This is a genomic window from Mesorhizobium sp. M3A.F.Ca.ET.080.04.2.1 (assembly GCF_003952525.1).
In the GTDB taxonomy this organism is placed as follows: Bacteria; Pseudomonadota; Alphaproteobacteria; order Rhizobiales; family Rhizobiaceae; genus Mesorhizobium.
Genome location: NZ_CP034451.1, coordinates 3,400,546 through 3,415,591 on the forward strand (window position 1 = coordinate 3,400,546; position 15,046 = coordinate 3,415,591).

The following is a 15,046-nucleotide window of genomic DNA, read 5'->3' on the forward strand; positions in this document are numbered from 1 at the left end:
GACCCGAGGATCCATGCCGTGACCTCCGCCGTCACGGCATATCCTAGGGTCTGCGCGCGTAGCTTCGCTCCTTGCTCCGGCCTAGGATGACGAGCCCCGCCGCAGCAACTTCTCCAACTCCGCGGCATCGGTTGCCACCGGCAGGCACACTTGCCCGGTGCAGAGCCAGGCGCCTGGCTTATCCGTCGGCGGCAGCACGCCGCCGGGCAGCAGCGGTCGATTCGGTTCCGTGCCGATCGGAACGACGACATCGACACGCCTTGGGTCCGGTGTTCGATTCGCTACCGGAACGAGGCTTGAAGACTCAGTTCCATCTATAATGACCAGCTTCAGCGGTTCGAGCGCCAGCGCGCAGGCGTTGATGATGCCGGCCTGGCCATAGGCCTGCTGGGCGGCGCGGCCGACGGCGTGCTCGGCCGTCGTCCAGGCCTTGTCCCAGAGTTCGAGATCGCCGGTAAGAGACGAGAGCCGAACCAGTGCTTCGATGATCTGGCTGGTGGCCGAAGGGATCGCCTCGTCGACATCGCCGCGGATGCGGATCAGGACGTCACTGCTGTCCGACGCCGTCAGATAGTAGCCGGTCTCTGCACTGTCCTGATGCCAGCGGTCGAGCTGGTCGATGAACTGCTTGGCATGGTCCGAGTAGATCGAATTTCCGGTCGCCTCGAACAAGGCGATCGCGGCATTGGTCATGGCGGCATAGTCGCTCGACAAGGCCGGGAACAGCTTTTTGGCGCCCAGCATCGAATGCGGTAACCGGCCATTCTGGCTGGCTCCGACAATATGAGCGAAGGCCTTGGCCGCGGCCTCGATCCAGTCGGATCGCCCGAAGGTTCGGCCAGCTTCGGCGAGAGCGGCGATCATCAGGCCGTTCCAGTCGGTGAGCGCCTTGCCGTCGCGTCCCGGCCTGACCCGCTTTTCCCGGCTGGCGAGCAGCTTGGCCTTCAGCGGCGCAAGTTGGATGCAGTCGGCGACGCCCTGGCGTTGTTGTCCGGCGGTCTGGCTGATAATCGGCTTGCCTTCCCAGCCATGAGGAGCGGCCAGCTCGAAATAGCGGAAGAACATAGCCGTCTCGTCCCCGAGTGCGGCTTCGACCTCTCCCGGGCTCCAGGTGTAGAACAGCCCCTCCTCGCCTTCGCTATCGGCATCGAGGCTGGCGGCAAAGGCGCCGCCGTCGTCGCGCATCTCGCGCAGCAGCCAGGCGATCGTTTCTTCGATTCGTATCCGGAACAACTCGTTCTCGCTCGCCGCATAGGCCCAGTTGCAGAGGCGGATGAGCTGGGCATTGTCGTAGAGCATCTTTTCGAAATGCGGCACCAACCATTCGGCGTCGGTCGCATAGCGGCTGAGGCCGCCGCCGAGATGGTCGTAAATGCCGCCGGCGAGCATCCTTTCGAGGCTGAGCAGCACGGCGTCGCGGTGGGCAGCGTGGCCGTCGCGGAGCCAGGACAGCCATAGGGTGTGCATGAACGGCGCGTTGGGGAATTTCGGTGCGCCGCTCAAGCCCCCGAGATCGCGGTCGATCATGCGGTCGATACGCCCGGCGAGGTCGGCCAGCGTGCCGCGGTCGAGCGCCGCCCTGCCCTGGGTTCCGGCAAGCCGCTGCTCCACATGGGCGGCCAATCCAGCGGCGCTGTCGGCAAGGCTTTGCCGCTTCTCCCGCCATGCCTTGTCAACCGCTTCCAGCACCTGGATGAAGCCGGGGCGGCCGTAGCGGGCCTCGCGCGGAAAATAGGTGCCGCCCCAGAACGGCTTGCCGTCGGGCGTCAGGAACATGGTCAACGGCCAGCCGCCCTGCTCGCCCATGGCATGGAGTGCCGCCATATAGATCTGGTCGATGTCCGGGCGCTCCTCGCGATCGACCTTGATATTGACGAAGAGCCGGTTCATGACGGCAGCCACGGCGGCGTTCTCGAAGCTTTCATGCGCCATGACATGGCACCAGTGGCAGGCGGCATAGCCGATGGAGAGAAGGATCGGCCGTTCGAGCTCCTTGGCTTCGGCCAGGGCCGTCGGCGACCAGGCCCGCCAGTGCACGGGATTGTCGCTGTGCTGCTGCAGGTAGGGACTGGCCTCTTCGGCAAGCAGGTTTCGTGCGGGCAGGGTCACGATGGGCGGCTCGGCATGATCGTTGATGAGCGACAATTCCGGCAAGCCAGCAGCAGCGTGTCCGGAATTGTGAAACGAAATACCTAGGGCGGTTCGGCAGGTCGGGCAAATGGTTTCCCAGATGGCTTCGAAGGATTCGATCGTGGCGCTGTCGAGCGGCCGCCTGCCGGCCGGGGTCGCTGTGGTCCGCATCTCGGGCCCGAAGACTCGATTCGTGGTCGAAACGATCGCTGCCGGAGGCGTTAAGGAAAGGCATGCCACGCTGCGCAAGCTGACGGCGTCGGATGGCTCGGTCATCGATCACGGGCTTGTTCTGTTCTTTGCGGGGCCGGCAAGCTTTACCGGCGAGGACGTCGCCGAGTTCCATGTTCATGGCGGCCGCGCCGTTGCCGCGAAGCTGCTCGAGGCGATCACGGCCTTCGATGACATCAGGCACGCCGAGCCGGGCGAGTTTACCCGGCGCGCCTTTCTCAACGGCAAACTCGATCTGGTGGAGACGGAAGCGTTGGCCGATCTCGTTAGTGCCGAGACGGAAGCGCAGCGCCGCTTTGCCGTGCGCAATGCGGAAGGCGTGCAGAGCGATCTTTACGCGGGCTGGCGCCGGCGGCTGATCCATGCACGCGCGATGATCGAGGCGGAGATCGACTTCGCCGAGGAAGACGATGTGCCAGGCTCTGTTTCGGACGCGGTTTGGTCTGATGTGGCCACGATGATTGTCGAGATCGAACGCCACATCCGCGGGTTCAAGGCCGCCGAAATTATCCGCGACGGCTTTGAGGTGGTTATCCTCGGCGCGCCAAATGCCGGCAAGTCCAGCCTGTTCAATGCACTCGCCCAGCGAGAGGCGGCGATCGTGACTGACGAGCCGGGGACCACCCGGGACCTACTGGAAGTGGCGCTTGATCTGAACGGGATGCGCGTTCGGGTCGTCGATACAGCCGGTTTGCGCGAGGCCGTCGGCAAAGTCGAGACTATCGGCATCGAAAGGGCACGCGCCAAGGCCGGCGGCGCCGACCTTGTGCTGCTGCTGGAGGACATGACAGGTCCCCTGCCCGTGGGCGAGATTCCGGCAGGTGTGCCTTTGCTCAAGCTGGGGACGAAAGCTGATCTCGGAGCTGGACAGCCGAACGGCTATGATCTTTTGATCTCGTCGAAGGACGGCACGGGGCTGACCGCGCTGCTGGACGTAATTGGCAGCCGCGCTGCGCAAGCGATCGGCGATGCCGGCGATATCCTGCCGTCGAGGCTTCGGCACGTCGAGCTCTTGAACGAGGCGAAGGGCTTTCTTGCGAGGGCCCGTTCCGGGGTGAGCCCGGAACTGAGGGCTGAGGACCTGCGCTTGGCGGCCGATCGTATCGGGAAGATCGTCGGTGCCGTTGACGTCGAGGACCTGCTCGACGTCATCTTCTCGCAGTTCTGCATTGGGAAGTGACTCACGTGAAACACCGGATCGCGGCGCGCCGGCGTGACTCACGTGAAACACCGCAGGCTGCAATGGTGGCGTGTTTCACGTGAAACGAGTCGGGCGTTCGTCCTTGACAGCGCGGGGCAGCGGGGACATGTGTTCGGACGATCTCTGAAACCGGATTCTTGAAATGACCAATCACTATGACGTGGTGGTGGTGGGCGGCGGCCATGCCGGATGCGAGGCGGCCAGTGCTGCCGCGCGCGCCGGCGCAAGGACCGCGTTGGTGACGCTGCGTTTCGAGACGATCGGGGTCATGTCCTGCAACCCGGCGATCGGCGGCCTCGGCAAAGGGCACTTGGTTCGCGAAATCGATGCCATGGACGGGGTGATGGGGCGCATCGCCGATGCCGCCGGCATCCAGTTTCGCCTGCTTAATCGCCGCAAAGGCCCGGCCGTGCGCGGACCGCGCACTCAGGCTGACCGCAAACTTTATCGACTCGCCATGCAGGCGGCGATCGGCGATCAGGCCAATCTCGACGTGATTGAGGGCGAGGTTCTGGATCTCGCGATCGAGGACGAGCGGGTCGAGGCCGTCCTCGTTTCCGGCGACCGGCGGCTGGCCTGTGGTGCCGTGGTGCTGACCACCGGCACCTTCCTGCGCGGGCTGATCCATATCGGCGAGAAGAAAATGGTTGCCGGCCGCATGAACGAGCAGGCGAGCATGGGCTTGTCGGCGACCATGAGCCGCGCAGGCTTCAAGCTTGGACGCCTGAAGACGGGAACGCCCCCTCGCCTCGATGGCCGCACCATCGACTGGGCGTCGCTGGAAAGCCAGGCGGCAGACGAGGATCCGGTCCCGTTCTCGCTGATGACTGACCGGATCACGAATCCGCAGATTCATTGCGGCATTACCCGCACCACGCCGGCGACGCATGATCTAATCCGTGCAAATCTCGGCCGCTCGGCCATGTATTCCGGATCGATCGAAGGTGTCGGACCGCGCTACTGCCCGTCGATCGAGGATAAGATCGTCAAGTTCGGTGATCGCGAGGGTCACCAGATCTTTCTCGAACCGGAAGGCCTCGACGACGACACCGTCTATCCGAACGGAATTTCGACCTCGCTGCCGGAAGACGTGCAGCTTGACATATTGAAGACGATTCCCGGGCTGGAGCGAGCGACGATGCTGCAGCCGGGCTATGCCATCGAATACGACCATGTCGATCCGCGCGAACTGAGGACGACGCTGGAGACGAAGCGCATTGCCGGCCTGTTCCTGGCCGGGCAGATCAACGGCACGACCGGCTATGAAGAGGCCGGGGCGCAGGGACTGCTTGCCGGCATCAACGCTGCGCGGAAGGCTTCGGCCAGCGAGCAGATCGTGCTCAGCCGCACCGAGGCCTATATCGGCGTCATGATCGACGATCTTACCAGCCGCGGCATCGCCGAGCCCTACCGCATGTTCACCTCACGGGCCGAGTTCAGGCTCTCGCTGCGCGCCGACAACGCCGATGAGCGGCTGACACCGCTGGCTGCGAAGCTCGGAATTGCCTCGTCTCATCGAATGTTGCGCTTCCGCGAGATGACGCAGCAACTGGACCAGGCGCGTGCGCTGGCCAAATCCGTGACGTTCACCCCGAACGAAGCGGCGCGGCATGGGCTGGAGATCAACAAGGACGGCGTGCGGCGCTCTGCCTATGAGCTGCTTGCGCATCCCGGTGTCGACATGGCTTGGCTCACCCGCGTCGAGCCCCGCTTTGCCGCGCTGGATGGCAAAACGGCGGAACGGCTCGAGACAGAGGCCAAGTATGCCGTTTATCTCGAACGCCAGCAGGCTGATGTGGCGCAGATCAGGCATGAGGAGTCGCGCCTCATCCCGGAGAGCATCGACTTCTCAGGCGTGCCCGGGCTGTCGAATGAGTTGAAGCAAAAGATGAAGATCCGTCGGCCACGCTCGATCGCTGATGCGCAGCGGATGGAAGGTATGACGCCGGCGGCCCTTGCCATCATCGTCGCCCATGTCCGCAATGTCGAGCTCGCCGTGCGGAAGGACGTGGCGTGAGCGCTGATGCCTGGGAAGACCTGCAGCAGGCTGCCGGTGCGGTTTCACGTGAAACATTCGAACGTCTCAAGGTCTTCGAGCGGCTCTTCCTCAAATGGAATCGCAGCATCAATCTGGCGGCGCCGTCGACGCTGGAGGACGTCTGGCGTCGCCATGTCCTCGACAGCGCTCAGCTTGCCCGAATCGCGCCTGTCGCAAAGCGGTGGGTCGACATCGGCTCGGGCGGCGGCTTTCCCGGATTGGTGATGGGTTTCCTGCTGGCCGAGCGCGCGGGCGCGTCAATCGACCTGGTCGAGAGCAACCGCAAGAAAGCGTCGTTCCTGCAGTCCGTCGTTGGCCAGTTCGGGCTGCCGGCACGAGTCCTCGCGCGGCGCATCGACGACAGCTATCCTTTTATTTCCGCACCGGAAATTGTGACAGCGCGGGCATTGGCGGCACTGCCCGAACTGCTTGGTCTGTCAGCGCCCTGGCTGACGCAAGGGTCGCGCGCGCTCTTTCATAAAGGCCGGGATTACCGAGCCGAAGTGGAAGAAAGCGCTCACCGCTGGACCTTCGATCTGGTAGAACATCCCAGCATGACCGACCCCCACGCCGTCATCCTGGAAATCACCGATCTGCGCCCGGCGACCCCACAATGAATTACTGGCATAGACCCATGAAAACTGGACCGCGTATCATCACCGTTGCCAACCAGAAGGGCGGCGTCGGCAAGACGACCACGGCGATCAATCTGGCCACCGCGCTGGCCGCGATCGGCGAACAGGTGCTGATCGTCGATCTCGATCCGCAGGGCAATGCCAGCACCGGTCTCGGCATCGACCGCAAGGACCGCACGGTGTCGTCCTACGACGTGCTGACGGGCGAGCTCGAGCTCGAAGCAGCCGCGGTGCCGACGGCGGTACCGGGCTTGTCGATCGTGCCTTCGACCCTCGACCTGCTCGGCATCGAGATGGAGATCGCCTCGGCCCCCGACCGGGTGCTGCGCCTGCGCAATGCATTGCGCGCCGCTGCCGAACGCGCGGCACCGTTCGGCTATGTGCTCATCGACTGCCCGCCGTCGCTCAACCTTTTGACTTTGAATTCAATGGCGGCAGCCGATTCGGTTCTGGTGCCGCTGCAATGCGAATTCTTCGCGCTGGAAGGTCTCAGCCAGCTGCTCGAGACGGTCGAGCAGGTGCGCCGCACGATCAATCCGGATCTCACCATCCAAGGCATCGTGCTCACCATGTTCGACGGCCGCAACAACCTCGCCAACCAAGTGGTGCAGGACGTTCGGGCGCATATGGGCGACAAGGTTTACGAGACGATCATCCCGCGCAATGTGCGCGTTTCCGAAGCCCCCTCCTACGGCAAGCCGGCGATCCTTTACGATCTCAAATGCTCGGGCAGCCAGGCCTATCTGCAACTCGCCTCCGAAGTGATCCGCCGCGAGCGCAAGCTGCGCGCAGCCTGATCGCATCCTGATGACGATTAGCCGATTCCATCCCGAAACGACCTGGACAGAATAATGAGCGAAGACCAATCGAGAAAAAGACTGGGCCGTGGGCTCGCGGCGCTGATCGGCGAGATCGACCGTCCGGCAGTGGCGGAAAAGCCGAGCCAAGTCGCGGCGGACGGCAAGGTGCCGATCGAGTTCGTCAGCCCCAACCCGAAGAACCCGCGCCGGCATTTCGGCGATGCCGAGCTTACCGATCTGGCGCAATCGATCCGCGAACATGGCGTGGTGCAGCCCGTGGTGGCGCGGCCAGCGCCGTCGCAGCCCGGCCGTTACGAGATCATCGCCGGCGAGCGGCGCTGGCGGGCGGCGCAACGTGCAGGACTCACCGAGATCCCGCTGATCGTGCGCGACGTCAACGATCGCACCGCGCTGGAACTGGCGATCATCGAGAACGTGCAGCGCGCCGACCTCAATCCGGTCGAGGAGGCGCAAGGCTACCAGCAACTGATCGACGAGCATGGCTATACCCAGGCCGATCTCGGCCAGGTGATCGGCAAAAGCCGCAGCCATGTCGCCAATACGCTCAGGCTGCTCAAGCTGCCCGGGGTCATCCATGACATGCTTGTCGACGGCGCACTGTCTGCCGGGCATGCGCGCACGCTGGTGACGGCCGGCGATCCGGCCGGGCTTGCGAAGCGGATCGTCGAGGAAGGACTTTCGGTCCGCCAGGCCGAAGCACTGGCGCAGATGCCGGCCGGTCCGACGCCGGCCAAAGTGAAAACCGCGTCGAGCGCGCCGGACAAGGATCCCGACACGCTGGCGCTGGAAAAGCTGATGACCGACACGATCGGCATGATCGTCAGCATCGAGCACAAGGGCAAAGGCGGCACGCTGCGGGTCAATTACCGCACGCTGGACCAACTCGACGAGCTCTGCCGACGTCTCAAAGACGAACGCTAGGCCATTGAGGAAGAACTGTATTTAGCCGGCAAATTATCTTCCAGCTTAAGATGAACGTCGGGGCCTTTTCGAGAAGAAGCGGTTGCAGCCGGCAGGCGCGATGAGAGGCAGCCGAAGCTGGCCCGGCCTGTTCCTTGACAGTGCGCGGTATCGGCGTAACCTCCATTAGGTGCAACTGAACAATATGCCCTGGCGCGCCGAGAAGCCGTGATGTCGGGCTATGTGCCGTTCCTCCGATGCCAGCGAAGCGGCGCCCATCTCGTCTAGCCGTGCCGCCGCGCCTGACAGAGCAGGGAGGTGAAAATGGCAATCAGTTGGCAATTGTCTGGGAGCTATTTCGAAAATTGCAATTGCGACGTCGTGTGTCCCTGTCTGTTGTCCACCAACGCGCAGTTGACCTCGAAGCCGACGCAGGGCGTCTGCGATGTCGCCCTGGTGTTCCACATCGATCAAGGCAATTACGGCGACGTCCGGCTGGATGACCTCAACGTGGCGATGATCGCTCACACGCCGGGTCCGATGGCGGAGGGCAACTGGACGGCTGCCGCCTATATCGACGAGCGTGCGGACGAAAGGCAGATGGAAGCGCTGGGTGCGATCTTCACCGGTGCCGCAGGTGGCCCGATGGCTGCCTTTGCGCCCATGATCGGCAACAATCTCGGAGCGAAGAAAACGCCGATCAGATACCAGGTCGACGGTAAGAAACGGTCGGCGGAAATCCCTGGCGTCATGCACATGGCCGTCGAACCGCTGCCAACCATGCGCGAGGACGGCGAGATGTGGGCGGCGACCGGACATCCCGTCAATCCCGACAGGCTCACAATGGCGATGGGCGTACAAGGCAGCACGTTCAGCGACCACGGCATGAACTGGGACAATTCCGGCCGGAACGGCCATTATGCCCCGATCAACTGGTCCGGCCAGCAATAGGCGTTCCATGGCCGGAGCAGACCCGCTCGCGCTGCAAAGAAACATCATTCTGGCGCTGCTGATCGCTGTCGCGGCGGCGGCCTGGGCTCTGCTGGTCCTGCAGCAGAGCGGCATGGACGCCGGCATGTCGATGGAGATGTATTCACCCACCATGGGCATGACGGCGCCGGTGTTTCTTGCTGTCTGGATCATCATGATGGTCGCGATGATGTTCCCGACGGCCGCGCCGATGATCCTTATGTTCCATCGAGTGCAGACCGGCAAAATGGGGCGCGGCGAAACCTTTGTCTCGACCTGGGCTTTCGTGGCTGGATACATGCTGGTCTGGGGTGCGACGGGCGCGCTAGCCTTTGCCGGCGCGGTTGCCGGAGAACTGCTTGCCGCGCAGGCGGGAATGTCCGCCGCGACGGCCGCGCGTATCGGTGGTGTGCTGGTGATCGTCGCGGGCGCCTACCAGCTTTCCCCATTGAAGGACCTTTGCCTGGCCAAATGCCGCACTCCACTTGGGTTTATCCTCACCTCATGGCGCGACGGTCATTGGGGCGCGGTGCGCATGGGCCTGACGCATGGGCTCTATTGCCTCGGCTGCTGCTGGCTGTTGTTCGTCGCGCTTTTTCCGCTCGGGATGATGCACATCGCGGCAATGGCCGTGGTCACCCTGCTGGTCTTTGCGGAAAAGACCCTTCCGGCGGGAGGGCGGATAGCAAAGGTGTCCGGGATTGCTCTGCTGCTCTACGGTGCCACCGTGCTCGTCTTTCCGCAGGCGCTGCCGACCTTCCAGGCGGCGGACGGCATGACCATGAACTGAACGGCAGAACAAGTGCCATGGCGCGAAGGGGGCTAAAGCGCGACGCGCTGAAACGGAGTCAGGCGACGCGCTTTAAGTCTTTGTTTTTACGCATGTCGTTGCCCCAGAACCGCTGCGCACTTCTGGGCGACATGCTTTAGCGCTGCCCCAGCCTGGCGCTTTCCACCGCGATGCCGAGCAGGGCCTGGCGCGCCAAGGCCTCCGATAAATCGGGCCGCTTGCGGGTCTGCAGCACCGCCGTCTGCAATCGGTTCAGCGCGCGGCCGAGCGCTTCGCTGCTCCAGCGTTCGAGTGTCTTTTCGACCAACCTGCGGCGCGAAAAGAAAACCGGCGGGCGGGCGGCGGCGACGACCGACGCGGCATTGCGGCCCCCCGATTCCATCTGGCCGCGCATTGCCTGGATCGCCTGCAGCTGCCGCATCGCAGCCGACAGCACCAGGAACGGGTGACCACCCGACTGGCAGTGGCGGGTGAAGGCGGTGTCGAAATCGCCGATCCTGCCGTCGAGCACGGCATCGACCGCGTCGTCGAAGGAGGCGCCGGACACATCGCCCGACATCGCATTGACGTCGTCGAGGACGATCTCCCTCTTGCCGTGGGCGTAGAGCACCAGCTTCTCGATCTCGCCGCGCGAGGCCAGCCGGTCTCCGCCGAGATTGCGGCGCAACGCCTGCCTGGCGTCGAGCGTCATCGACATGCCGGCCTTGCGCAGTTCGTCATCGATGACCGAATCCAGATCCCTGGCCTCGTCGGCATAGCAGGGCAAGGCCATGGCGTTGCCGGCGGCTTCGACGATGGCTCGCAAGCCGGTGCCCTTCTTCAGGTCGCCGGCTTCGATCAGGATGACCGCATCCCGTGCCGGCTCGCTCGTCAGCGCCTTGATGTCGTCGGCCAGGGCCTTTTGGCCGCTGGCATTGCGCACCCAGAGCAGCCGCCGGTCGGAGAACATCGGCACGGTGCGGGCCTCGTCGAGCAGGCGGCCCTGGTCACGGTCGACTTCCGCGCCGTCCAGCTTGACCACCGAGAACGGGTCGTCGAGCGGCAGGCCGGTCTTGGTGGCAAAGGTCTTGGCCCGCTCGGCGACCAAGCCGCGATCGGGGCCGTAAAGCAGGACAATCGCCATCGCGGGGTCCGGCTTCGCGAGCCACGAATCGACCTCGTATCCCTTCTTCTGTGCCATGCGGGGTGAGTTAGCACGGGGCGGGGTGAGGGAACCAGAGGTTCGGCCATTAAGGGCGGCAGGTGGTCAGGCCGCGGCAGGCAGGTGAGGGGCAGCGTCACCGCCGGCAAATGGGCGCTGACCGAACCTACCGCCGACTTGCCTCCTCTTGCGCCTAACGCCCAGCCACCATTCGCCAAATTGCGCGGGAGGCAAAAACATCGACAAGAAATTTCGCTGCCATATCTGCATCTTGTCGGCCATGGGCTGCCGCCGCCGGCGGCGGCCGGCAACAGGGAAGGCAGCCGCTATCTCGGCCGATGAAATGGCGGCGCGGATGTGCCACTATCGCACCGGCAACATTGGAGGACGAAGGTCATGGCCGATGCTGGAATGTTGCGCTTTCATGTGCCCGAGCCCGAGGTTCGGCCCGGCGGCACGCCCGATTTCTCCAATGTGACCATTGCCAAGGCAGGCTCGGTGCCGCGTCCGGAGATCGATGTCGATCCGCGCAGCATCCGCGACATGGCCTTCTCCATCATCCGGGTGCTCAACCGTGCCGGCGAAGCGGTCGGTCCGTGGGCCGGGCTGCTCACCGACGAGGAGCTGCTCGAAGGCCTGCGCAACATGATGACGCTGAGGACCTTCGACCAGCGCATGCAGATGGCGCAGCGCCAGGGCAAGACCTCCTTCTATATGCAGCATCTCGGCGAGGAGGCGGTGAGCACCGCCTTCCGCAAGGCGCTCAAGCCCGGCGACATGAATTTTCCGACCTACCGGCAGGCCGGACTGCTCATCGCCGACGGCTATCCCATGGTCATGATGATGAACCAGATCTATTCCAACGAGGCCGATCCGCTGAAAGGCCGGCAGCTGCCGATCATGTATTCGTCGAAGGAGCACGGCTTCTTCTCGATTTCCGGCAATCTGGCGACGCAATACATCCAGGCGGTCGGCTGGGCGATGGCCTCGGCGATCTCCAACGACTCGCGCATCGCCGCCGCCTGGATCGGCGATGGCTCGACGGCGGAGTCCGATTTCCATTCGGCGCTGGTCTTCGCCTCGACCTACAAGGCGCCGGTCATCCTCAATGTCGTCAACAACCAGTGGGCGATCTCGACCTTTCAAGGCATTGCCCGCGGCGGCGCCGGCACTTTCGCGGCGCGGGGCCTCGGCTTCGGCATCCCGGCCCTGCGCGTCGACGGCAACGACTACCTCGCCGTTCATGCGGTGGCCAAGTGGGCGGCCGAGCGCGCGCGCAGCAATCTCGGGCCGACGCTGGTCGAATATGTCACCTACCGCGCCGGTGCGCATTCGAGCTCGGACGATCCGTCCGCCTACCGGCCGAAGGCGGAATCCGACGCCTGGCCGCTCGGCGACCCCATCATCCGGCTGAGAAACCATCTCATCCACAAAGGCGTCTGGTCCGAGCAGCGCCACACCCAGGCGGAAGCCGAGATCCTCGAGACGGTGATCGCGGCGCAGAAGGAGGCCGAGAGCCACGGCACGTTGCATGCCGGCGGCAAGCCGTCGACTCGCGATATGTTCGAAGGGCTCTATGCCGTGATGCCGCCGCATCTCAGGCGCCAGCGCCAGCAGGCGGGGGTCTGACATGCCGAGAAAGACCATGATCGAGGCGATCCGCGACGCCATGGATGTCTCCATGGCACGCGACGAGCGCGTCATCGTCTATGGCGAGGACGTAGGCTTCTTCGGCGGCGTCTTCCGCTGCACGCAAGGGCTGCAGGCGAAGTATGGCAAAAGCCGCTGCTTCGATGCGCCAATCAGCGAATCCGGCATCGTCGGTTCGGCCATCGGCATGGCGGCGTATGGGCTCAAGCCCTGCGTCGAGATCCAGTTTGCCGACTACATGTATCCGGCCTACGACCAGCTGACGCAGGAAGCGGCGCGGCTGCGCTACCGTTCGAACGGCGATTTCACCTGCCCGATCGTGGTGCGCATGCCGACCGGCGGCGGCATTTTCGGCGGCCAGACGCACAGCCAGAGCCCGGAAGCGCTGTTCACGCATGTCTCCGGCCTGAAGACGGTGGTGCCGTCCAATCCGCATGACGCCAAGGGGCTGCTGATCGCGGCGATCGAGGATCCGGACCCGGTGATTTTTCTCGAGCCGAAGCGGCTCTACAACGGCCCCTTCGACGGTCATCACGACCGGCCGGTGACGCCGTGGTCGAAGCACGCGCTCGGCGAGGTTGCCGACGGCCACTACACGGTTCCGCTCGGCCAGGCGGCGATCCGCCGGCCGGGCGCGGCGGTCACCGTGATCGCCTACGGCACCATGGTCTATGTCGCGCAGGCCGCTGCCGAGGAGACCGGCATCGATGCCGAAATCATCGATCTCAGGACATTGCTGCCGCTCGACCTCGACACCATCGTCGCCTCGGTGAAGAAGACCGGCCGCTGCGTGGTGGTGCATGAGGCGACGCTGACTTCGGGCTTCGGCGCCGAGCTGGTCGCGCTGGTGCAGGAGAACTGCTTCTACCATCTGGAGGCCCCGGTGGCGCGAGTCGCCGGTTGGGACACGCCTTATCCGCATGCGCAGGAGTGGGAATATTTCCCCGGCCCCGCACGGGTCGGGCGGGCGCTCGTCGAGACCATGGAAGCCTGAGAGGAATCACGATGGGCGAATATGTGATCAAGCTTCCCGATGTCGGCGAAGGCGTCGCCGAGGCCGAGCTCGTCGAGTGGCATGTCAAGCTCGGCGACCTGGTGCGCGAGGACACGGTGCTGGCGGCCGTCATGACCGACAAGGCGACGGTCGAGATTCCGTCTCCGGTCGACGGCGAGATCCTGTGGCTCGGCGCCGAGATCGGCGACACGGTGGCGATCGGGTCGCCGATCGTGCGGCTGAAGGTTGCCGGCGATGGAAATGTCGTGGCGGGCGCGCAACCGTCGGAGGTCATGGCGGCACCGACCCCCACCCCTGACCCCTCCCCACAAGGGCGAGGGGAACACGCTTCGACCGCCAAGGCCGCTGCCAGGCCAATGACTTCTTCAACCGCAGAGGCGCCGGCACGAGATCGTGAGCCGGCACCGCAATCCCCCTCCCGCTTTCGGGGGGTCAGGGGTGGGGGTGCTGCGCCGACTTCTGGCGCGCCGCGCGCGGAAGGCGAAAAGCCGCTGGCCTCGCCCGCGGTGCGGCTGCGCGCGAAGGAGGCCGGCATCGACCTGAGGCAGGTTGCAGGGAGTGGTCCGGCCGGGCGCATCAGTCATGAGGATATCGAAGCCTTCCTGGCCCGCGGGCCGCAGCTTGCCCGCGCCACCGGCTTGACGCGCAAGGACGGCGTCGAGGACATCAAGGTCGTCGGGCTGCGGCGCAAGATCGCCGAGAAGATGGCGCTCGCCAAATCGCGCATCCCGCACATCACCTATGTCGAGGAGATCGACGTCACCGCGCTGGAGGAGCTGCGCGCCACGCTCAATAAGGAAAAGCGCGGCGCGCACGGAGCGGACAGGCCAAAGCTGACGCTGCTGCCCTTCCTGATGCGCGCCATGGTCAAGGCCATCGCCGACCAGCCCAGCCTCAACGCGCTGTTCGACGACGAAGCCGGCATCATCCACCAGCACGAAGGCATTCATATCGGCATCGCCGCGCAGACGCCCAACGGCCTCGTCGTGCCGGTGGTCAAGCATGCCGAGGCGCGCGACCTGTGGGATTGCGCCGCGGAGGTCAACCGGCTCGCCGAGGCGGCCAAGTCGGGCACGGCGAGCCGCGACGAGCTTTCGGGCTCGACCATCACCATCACCTCGCTCGGCGCCATGGGCGGCGTGGCGACGACGCCGGTCATCAACCATCCGGAGGTGGCGATCGTCGGCGTCAACAAGATGATGGTGCGGCCGGTGTGGGACGGCACGCAGTTCATGCCGCGCAAGATGATGAACCTGTCATCCAGCTTCGACCACCGCGTCATCGACGGCTGGGATGCCGCCGTCTTCGTCCAGCGCATCAAGACGCTGCTGGAGACGCCGGCGCTGATCTTCGTGGAATAGTCGTATGGATGCGGACGGTGCCCCCTTAGCTTCGTCATCCTCGGGCTTGACCCGAGGATCCATGCCGCGACCTCGGCCGAAGGGCGCGGCGGACCAGAATTCTGGACCGTTGCAACGCCCTCACGTCACGGCATGGATCCTGGGGTCTACGCGCGTCGCTACGC

12 protein-coding genes are annotated in these 15,046 nt (G+C 64.6%); 10 read left to right on the top strand and 2 right to left on the bottom strand.

Going from position 1 to position 15,046, the window contains the following annotated elements:
* Positions 1 to 81: 81 nt before the first annotated feature.
* On the bottom strand, positions 82 to 2,109 hold the full coding sequence (locus tag EJ074_RS16260; RefSeq protein ID WP_095805456.1) for a thioredoxin domain-containing protein: 2,028 nt from the start codon (positions 2,107 to 2,109) through the stop codon (positions 82 to 84).
* Between the two features lie 121 nt (positions 2,110 to 2,230).
* Here EJ074_RS16260 and mnmE point away from each other — a divergent pair, with 121 nt between their 5' ends.
* From mnmE to EJ074_RS16295, 7 genes are all read left to right on the top strand, one after another.
* Complete coding sequence (gene mnmE / locus EJ074_RS16265; protein WP_129553580.1) at positions 2,231 to 3,541, top strand: tRNA uridine-5-carboxymethylaminomethyl(34) synthesis GTPase MnmE; 1,311 nt, start codon at positions 2,231 to 2,233, stop codon at positions 3,539 to 3,541.
* Between the two features lie 163 nt (positions 3,542 to 3,704).
* Entirely contained in the window at positions 3,705 to 5,579 is a 1,875-nt protein-coding gene (gene mnmG / locus EJ074_RS16270) for a tRNA uridine-5-carboxymethylaminomethyl(34) synthesis enzyme MnmG (RefSeq protein WP_095805332.1), read from the top strand.
* Positions 5,576 to 6,217 carry a 16S rRNA (guanine(527)-N(7))-methyltransferase RsmG gene (rsmG, locus tag EJ074_RS16275; protein WP_095805333.1) on the top strand — a complete coding sequence of 214 codons (642 nt, stop codon included), beginning with the start codon at positions 5,576 to 5,578 and terminating at the stop codon, positions 6,215 to 6,217. Before mnmG ends, rsmG begins: the two co-directional genes overlap by 4 nt.
* Before the next feature lie 17 nt (positions 6,218 to 6,234).
* A complete protein-coding gene (locus EJ074_RS16280) occupies positions 6,235 to 7,032 on the top strand; it encodes a ParA family protein (protein ID WP_095805334.1) in 798 nt (265 codons plus the stop codon).
* Between the two features lie 54 nt (positions 7,033 to 7,086).
* The gene (locus EJ074_RS16285; protein WP_095805335.1) at positions 7,087 to 7,977 is read left to right on the top strand and encodes a ParB/RepB/Spo0J family partition protein; all 891 of its coding nucleotides are present in this window, start codon (positions 7,087 to 7,089) and stop codon (positions 7,975 to 7,977) included.
* A gap of 303 nt (positions 7,978 to 8,280) precedes the next feature.
* Complete coding sequence (locus EJ074_RS16290; RefSeq protein WP_129553581.1) at positions 8,281 to 8,907, top strand: DUF1326 domain-containing protein; 627 nt, start codon at positions 8,281 to 8,283, stop codon at positions 8,905 to 8,907.
* Between the two features lie 7 nt (positions 8,908 to 8,914).
* Positions 8,915 to 9,715: a DUF2182 domain-containing protein gene (locus EJ074_RS16295; RefSeq protein WP_095805337.1), complete on the top strand. Its 801-nt coding sequence runs from the start codon at positions 8,915 to 8,917 to the stop codon at positions 9,713 to 9,715.
* 136 nt (positions 9,716 to 9,851) lie between these two features.
* Here the strand turns inward: EJ074_RS16295 and holA are convergent, their stop codons facing one another.
* Positions 9,852 to 10,895, bottom strand: a complete 1,044-nt coding sequence (gene holA, locus EJ074_RS16300; protein WP_095805338.1) for a DNA polymerase III subunit delta — start codon at positions 10,893 to 10,895, stop codon at positions 9,852 to 9,854.
* A 357-nt stretch (positions 10,896 to 11,252) separates the two neighbouring features.
* Here holA and EJ074_RS16305 point away from each other — a divergent pair, with 357 nt between their 5' ends.
* From EJ074_RS16305 to EJ074_RS16315, 3 genes are read left to right on the top strand one after another with little or no spacing between them, the layout of a single operon-like run.
* Entirely contained in the window at positions 11,253 to 12,485 is a 1,233-nt protein-coding gene (locus tag EJ074_RS16305) for a 3-methyl-2-oxobutanoate dehydrogenase (2-methylpropanoyl-transferring) subunit alpha (protein ID WP_095805339.1), read from the top strand.
* Between the two features lies 1 nt (position 12,486).
* Positions 12,487 to 13,500 carry an alpha-ketoacid dehydrogenase subunit beta gene (locus tag EJ074_RS16310; protein WP_095805340.1) on the top strand — a complete coding sequence of 338 codons (1,014 nt, stop codon included), beginning with the start codon at positions 12,487 to 12,489 and terminating at the stop codon, positions 13,498 to 13,500.
* Between the two features lie 11 nt (positions 13,501 to 13,511).
* On the top strand, positions 13,512 to 14,882 hold the full coding sequence (locus tag EJ074_RS16315; protein ID WP_095805341.1) for a dihydrolipoamide acetyltransferase family protein: 1,371 nt from the start codon (positions 13,512 to 13,514) through the stop codon (positions 14,880 to 14,882).
* Positions 14,883 to 15,046: the final 164 nt, after the last annotated feature.

What these genes read in the sequence shown, in the direction of transcription:
- EJ074_RS16295 (WP_095805337.1), top strand. Translation starts at nt 8,915, where the DNA reads ATGGCCGGAGCAGACCCGCTCGCGCTGCAAAGAAACATCATTCTGGCG.
- mnmG (WP_095805332.1), top strand. Translation starts at nt 3,705, where the DNA reads ATGACCAATCACTATGACGTGGTGGTGGTGGGCGGCGGCCATGCCGGA.
- EJ074_RS16290 (WP_129553581.1), top strand. Translation starts at nt 8,281, where the DNA reads ATGGCAATCAGTTGGCAATTGTCTGGGAGCTATTTCGAAAATTGCAAT.
- EJ074_RS16315 (WP_095805341.1), top strand. Translation starts at nt 13,512, where the DNA reads ATGGGCGAATATGTGATCAAGCTTCCCGATGTCGGCGAAGGCGTCGCC.
- EJ074_RS16285 (WP_095805335.1), top strand. Translation starts at nt 7,087, where the DNA reads ATGAGCGAAGACCAATCGAGAAAAAGACTGGGCCGTGGGCTCGCGGCG.
- EJ074_RS16310 (WP_095805340.1), top strand. Translation starts at nt 12,487, where the DNA reads ATGCCGAGAAAGACCATGATCGAGGCGATCCGCGACGCCATGGATGTC.
- holA (WP_095805338.1), bottom strand. Translation starts at nt 10,895, where the DNA reads ATGGCACAGAAGAAGGGATACGAGGTCGATTCGTGGCTCGCGAAGCCG.
- mnmE (WP_129553580.1), top strand. Translation starts at nt 2,231, where the DNA reads ATGGCTTCGAAGGATTCGATCGTGGCGCTGTCGAGCGGCCGCCTGCCG.
- EJ074_RS16305 (WP_095805339.1), top strand. Translation starts at nt 11,253, where the DNA reads ATGGCCGATGCTGGAATGTTGCGCTTTCATGTGCCCGAGCCCGAGGTT.
- EJ074_RS16280 (WP_095805334.1), top strand. Translation starts at nt 6,235, where the DNA reads ATGAAAACTGGACCGCGTATCATCACCGTTGCCAACCAGAAGGGCGGC.